Source organism: Mucilaginibacter sp. (genome assembly GCF_036383575.1).
In the GTDB taxonomy this organism is placed as follows: domain Bacteria; phylum Bacteroidota; class Bacteroidia; order Sphingobacteriales; family Sphingobacteriaceae; genus Mucilaginibacter.
Genome location: NZ_DASVOB010000873.1, coordinates 1 through 5,149, shown reverse-complemented (window position 1 = coordinate 5,149; position 5,149 = coordinate 1). Strand labels below are relative to the sequence as shown.

General features: G+C 43.2%; 4 protein-coding genes. 3 read left to right on the top strand and 1 reads right to left on the bottom strand.

What is annotated here, in order from left to right:
• Window positions 1-181: 181 nt before the first annotated feature.
• Window positions 182-1,477, bottom strand: coding sequence for a PQQ-dependent sugar dehydrogenase (locus tag VF500_RS30710; RefSeq protein ID WP_330863304.1), 1,296 nt, complete (start codon window positions 1,475-1,477; stop codon window positions 182-184).
• Window positions 1,478-1,754: 277 nt separating this feature from the next.
• Between VF500_RS30710 and VF500_RS30705 the strand changes: the two genes are divergently transcribed.
• The 3 genes from VF500_RS30705 (at window position 1,755) to VF500_RS30695 (ending at window position 5,142) form a co-directional block, all read left to right on the top strand.
• A complete protein-coding gene (locus tag VF500_RS30705) occupies window positions 1,755-2,615 on the top strand; it encodes a hypothetical protein (protein ID WP_330863303.1) in 861 nt (286 codons plus the stop codon).
• A 191-nt stretch (window positions 2,616-2,806) separates the two neighbouring features.
• Window positions 2,807-3,820, top strand: a complete 1,014-nt coding sequence (locus VF500_RS30700) for a LacI family DNA-binding transcriptional regulator (RefSeq protein ID WP_330863302.1) — start codon at window positions 2,807-2,809, stop codon at window positions 3,818-3,820.
• 41 nt (window positions 3,821-3,861) lie between these two features.
• A complete protein-coding gene (locus VF500_RS30695) occupies window positions 3,862-5,142 on the top strand; it encodes a serine hydrolase domain-containing protein (RefSeq protein ID WP_330863301.1) in 1,281 nt (426 codons plus the stop codon).
• Window positions 5,143-5,149 lie beyond the last annotated feature (7 nt).

The window sequence follows — 5,149 nt, the reverse complement described above, 5'->3', positions numbered from 1 at the left end:
AACCCTTGCTGCCTTTACCTGTGCAGTAGTTACCGTATTTGCCTTATTGCCAAAGGCCATTAATTTAAAAAAAACCGACGACAGGTTTCCTTGTCGCCGGTTTTTATGCCTTGTTTATGCCTGTGAGGCAATACTTGTAAGTGATTATGATAATAAAATGACAGCTTTTTTTAGTCCGTTATTATTTCTTAGAGGTGATTTTGTAAATATTTCCAGCCACATCGTCGGTAACATACAGTGAGCCATCCGGGCCTTGCGCCAAGCCGCAGGGACGGTGGGCCGCAGCACCTGAAGCTGTATTAGCAGCAGAGCCAGAAAAGCCGTCGGCAAAAACTTCCCACTGACCATCGGGCTTGCCATCTTTAAACGGTTGAAATACCACGAAGTAACCAGCCTGCGGTTCAGGAGCGCGGTTCCATGAACCGTGAAAAGCTATGAATGCACCATTTTTATATTTCGCCGGAAACTGATCGCCGGTATAAAATAACAGGCCGTTAGGGGCAAGATGGCCCGGATAAGCGGCGGCAGGGTCGATAGCATCTTTTCCGCCTTCAATCTTGCCGTCGCCGCCATATTCAGGCATCAGGATTTTTTTGTGTTGCTCCTGGTCGTAGTACATGTAAGGCCAGCCTGCATTATCGCCTTTTTTAAGGGCATACATACATTCGGCAGGTAATATAGCCGATTGTTTGGCGGTAAAATATTGAGGATAAAATTCAAAAAGCTGGTCGCGGCCATGTTGCATCACAAAAAGCTGGTTGTTTTGCTGGTTCCAGGTGATACCTACAACATTACGCAAGCCGGTGGCATAACGCACACCATCGCCATAATGCTGGTTTAGCTTATCAGCTTTAAACTGCCAAATGCCACCTGCCGAATCCAGGATAGGACAGCCTTTTTGACCCGGAGAACCTTTTTTGCGGTCTTCAACCTGGCAGGCATTGGAGTAAGCACCGATATTGACGTAGAGGTTGCCATCGTTATCAAGTGTTATTGCTTTAGCCTCATGTTCATGGCGGCTGATCAAACCTGTAACGATTTTTTCAGGCTGATCGGGATTGATCACCTCGCTTTTGTCATTTAGTTTATAACGGAAAACTTCTTCATCAGATGAAGCGTACAAGTAGCCGTTTTTGATGGACATGCCCGTTCCGCTGTAAGCGCCAAAGCTGTTTTTAACTGAAGCTTTGCCGCCTTCTTCATGCAGCAATAATATGCCTTTGCTGTTTTTAACGTTAGTGAGCTTTACATAAATATCGCCTTGCGGAGTAATGGCAATGTGACGGGTTCCTCCAAGTTTTTCGGCAATGATACTGGCGCTAAAGCCTTCGGGCGTTTTAAGACCGGCGTTTTCTGTTGTCGAGGTGCTGTCGGTAGTTTTCTTTGAGTCGTTGTTACTTTTACAGGCAGTAAAAAACATAAAGCCTCCTATAACTACTGCAGGCAGTATGGAGTGTAATAATTTGCGGTTTTTCATGGTAAAGATTAATGGTTATCAAATTAAGTAAATATACCGATAATCCTAAAATCTGTATTGTAGTATTAAAGTGACACTGCTGTTTTTTTAGTGAGATACTACCAATAAATAAAATTTGGTTGCAATAGATTGCAAAGGATTGGATTTGAAATAAAATTTGGTTAAGTGTGCTGTTGGTAGAAGATTGTGCTGATTAACTAATGTTGTAACATATAATGCCATGTTCGGTTAAACCATTGCTGATAGATCCTGTCCTAACTATATAAAATTTACAATCATGAAAAAGTTAGCCATATTATCAGCAATAGCAGCCGGAAGCTTATTTATCAGCAAAGCCAACGCTCAAGTATCTATACAATTTGGTATTAATATCCCTGCTCACCGTGTTTATGTACCGGCCCCTCCGCCACCTGTGGTTGAAGAGCAGCCCATTTATGACGATAACGATAACGTAAATGTTAGCGACGACGATGATTACTACTATTTACCCGAAGTTGAAGCTTACTATAATGTAGGAGCAGGATGCTACTATTATAATGATGGTAGCCGCTGGGTAAGCTGTGCTTACCTGCCAGGTGCTTACCGCGATTATAACTGGCGTACCGCTACACGTTATGAAGTGAGGGCTCCCCGTCCGTTCATGCACCACGATTTTTACAGGCAAAGATGGGGCGGTTACATGGGCGACCGTGGTAACTGGGGCCACCGCTTTGACAGGAGACCAATAAACGGTTATGCTTATCGTCAGGGTTGGGGTGGTGACCGTGGCAGCTGGGGCAGAAGGCCTAATCCATACGATAACCGTGGCAACTGGGGTAATGGCAGAGATAACAGGGATAATCACAACTGGGGTAATGGCGACCGTGACAACCGCGGAGGTTGGGGCAATGGCGGGAATCAAGATAACCATGGTGGCTGGGGCAATGGCCAACAACCTAATAATGGCAACCACGATAATCATGGCGGCTGGGGTAATGGTCAGCAACCCGGTAATGGTGGTCACGATAATCACGGCAATGACAATCATGGCAACTGGGGCAACGGCCAGCCTGCAAACAACGGTGGTCATGACAGGGGCAATGGCGGCGAACGTTTTACTCAAAATGGAAATCAAGGCCGGGGCATGCGCAGGTTTTAATATTCTAACTCCCTATATATTTTAATTAAAAGGTCGCCCGTAACAGGCGACCTTTTTTGTTTAGCGGGATTATCTTTTCCGGGCTTGTTCTGCAATCGATAAATTAATAAGCGATATAAACCATTTATTATCTACTAAACCTGTTTAGCATTGCCTTTTATATTATATATTTGGTTTAAAATACTATACCCTTGAAGAAAAGATTATCTATAGTTGACATTGCCAATAGCCTTAATATATCTAAAACTACGGTGTCTTTTATCCTGAATGGCCGTGCACAGGAAAAGCGCATTAGCGATGAACTTGTAAAACGTGTACTGCAATATGTTAAAGAGGTTGGTTATAAACCCAATTCGTTAGCTAAAAGCCTACGTACAGGCAAATCAAATATTATTGGCTTATTGGTACAAGATATTTCCAACCATTTTTTTGCTACTATAGCGCGCCGTATTGAAGATCTGGCCTACCAAAGTGGTTATAAGATCATCTATAGCAGTACTGATAACGATACTCAAAAAACCCAGGAACTGATAGCTATGTTTCGCGACAGGCATGTTGACGGCTATATTATTACCCCACCCGATAATATTGAAGAAGATATCAGCGACCTGATCAAGGACGGTTTTCCGGTAGTGCTTTTTGATCGCTACCTTCCCAAAGTGGCTACAGATTATGTAGTGGTTGATAATTTGTTCAGCACGTTTAACGCTACACAATACCTTATTGATAAGGGGCATAAAAATATTGCTTTTATTACCTACAGCTCTATCCAAACCCAAATGATAGAAAGGTTGGAGGGTTATGAAAAAGCCATGCGCCAAAGCAAGCTTAAACCCAATATTACCGAGGTAGATTTTCATACAAGCGATCAGGCTCTTCTGAAATTGATGACAGATTTCCTGGAAAGCAATAAGGATGTCGACGCTATCTTGTTTGCCAATAACCATTTGGGTAAATGTGGTTTGAAGGCCATCCGCAAGGCAGGCAAAAGCATACCGGGAGATATTGCTTTAATAGCGTTTGATGATTATGAACTTTTTGAGCTGTACACACCGGCAGTAACCGCTATAGCCCAGCCAATTGATGAAATTGCGGATAACGTGATCAAACTGCTGATGGAAAGGCTTAATGCTGCAACTCCCGAAGAGAAAAATCAGCATATAACACTGGCTACCGAATTAATTATCAGGGATTCATCAAACTAAAATAACTATTTTGCATCACCAATAAACCAGGACCTTGCGTGATGAAAAGAGCCTTTACATTCTTATTATTTGTAGCATTTGTTGCCAATGCCTTTGCACAAAGCATCGTTTTAAAAACTGCCGACCCGGTTTCGGCAAAGTTTTCGCCGGATAGGTTAAAACGGATAGATGCCATGATCGAGCAAAATATCGACTCTGGATATGTAAAAGGTGTGGTTGGCTTCATAGCCCGAGATGGGAAAATAATTTATAATAAATCATTTGGCCTGGCCGACGAAGAACAAAAGCGTCTGATGAACACCGATGCTATCTTCCGCATAGCATCTCAAACCAAAGCCATTACCAGTGTTGCGGTGATGATGCTTTTTGAAGAAGGGAAGTTTTTACTGGATGACCCGATCTCCAAATATCTGCCTACGTTCGCACACCCTACTGTGGTAGATCAGTTTAACGATAAGGATAGCACATATACTACCGTCCCAGCAAAACGGGAAATAACTATCCGCGATCTGTTAACCCATACTTCCGGCATCGAGTATGCGCAGATCGGTTCGCCGAAAATGAAGGCTATCTACGCTAAGGCAGGCATTCCGGCAGGGTTTGTTGCCGATAAGATCTTATTGGCAGATGCTATAAATAAACTTGGTAAACTGCCCCTGTTACACCAACCCGGCGAACGATGGACATATGGGATGAATATTGATGTACTGGGCTATCTTGTAGAAAAGGTATCAGGTAAAAGTCTCGATCAATTTTTCAAAGAGCGGATCTTTACTCCGCTGGGTATGAATGATACTTATTTTTATATCCCGGCGGCAAAGCAAAACCGCCTGGTTGCCGCTTATACTTTTGATAAAGATGGGCATATCACCAATTGGAGCAAATCGACTTTTCCATCGTTTGATGTAAATTACCCAAAGGCTAATGGCACTTATTATGCAGGAGGAGCAGGTTTAAGTTCAACCATAAAAGATTACGCAACGTTTTTGCAAATGATGCTTAACGGCGGTGTTTATAACGGACAACGTTTACTGGCCCGGCACACTGTCGATTTGATGACCACCAACCAAATAGGCGACCTGTATATCAATCTCGATAAAGATAAATTTGGTTTGGGCTTTGGTTTAACCTCACAGAGCAGCTCAACCAAACTGGGTATCAGTGAGGGTTCGTTTGCCTGGGGAGGCTTTTACGGAACGCTTTACTGGGTCGATCCTAAAGAACACCTGGTTTGCCTGTTGTTTGTACAAAACTGGCCTTTTCCGCATAACCAGATCCAGGATAAATTCAGGGCTATGGTGTACCAGGCCCTGAACGATTGATTATTTC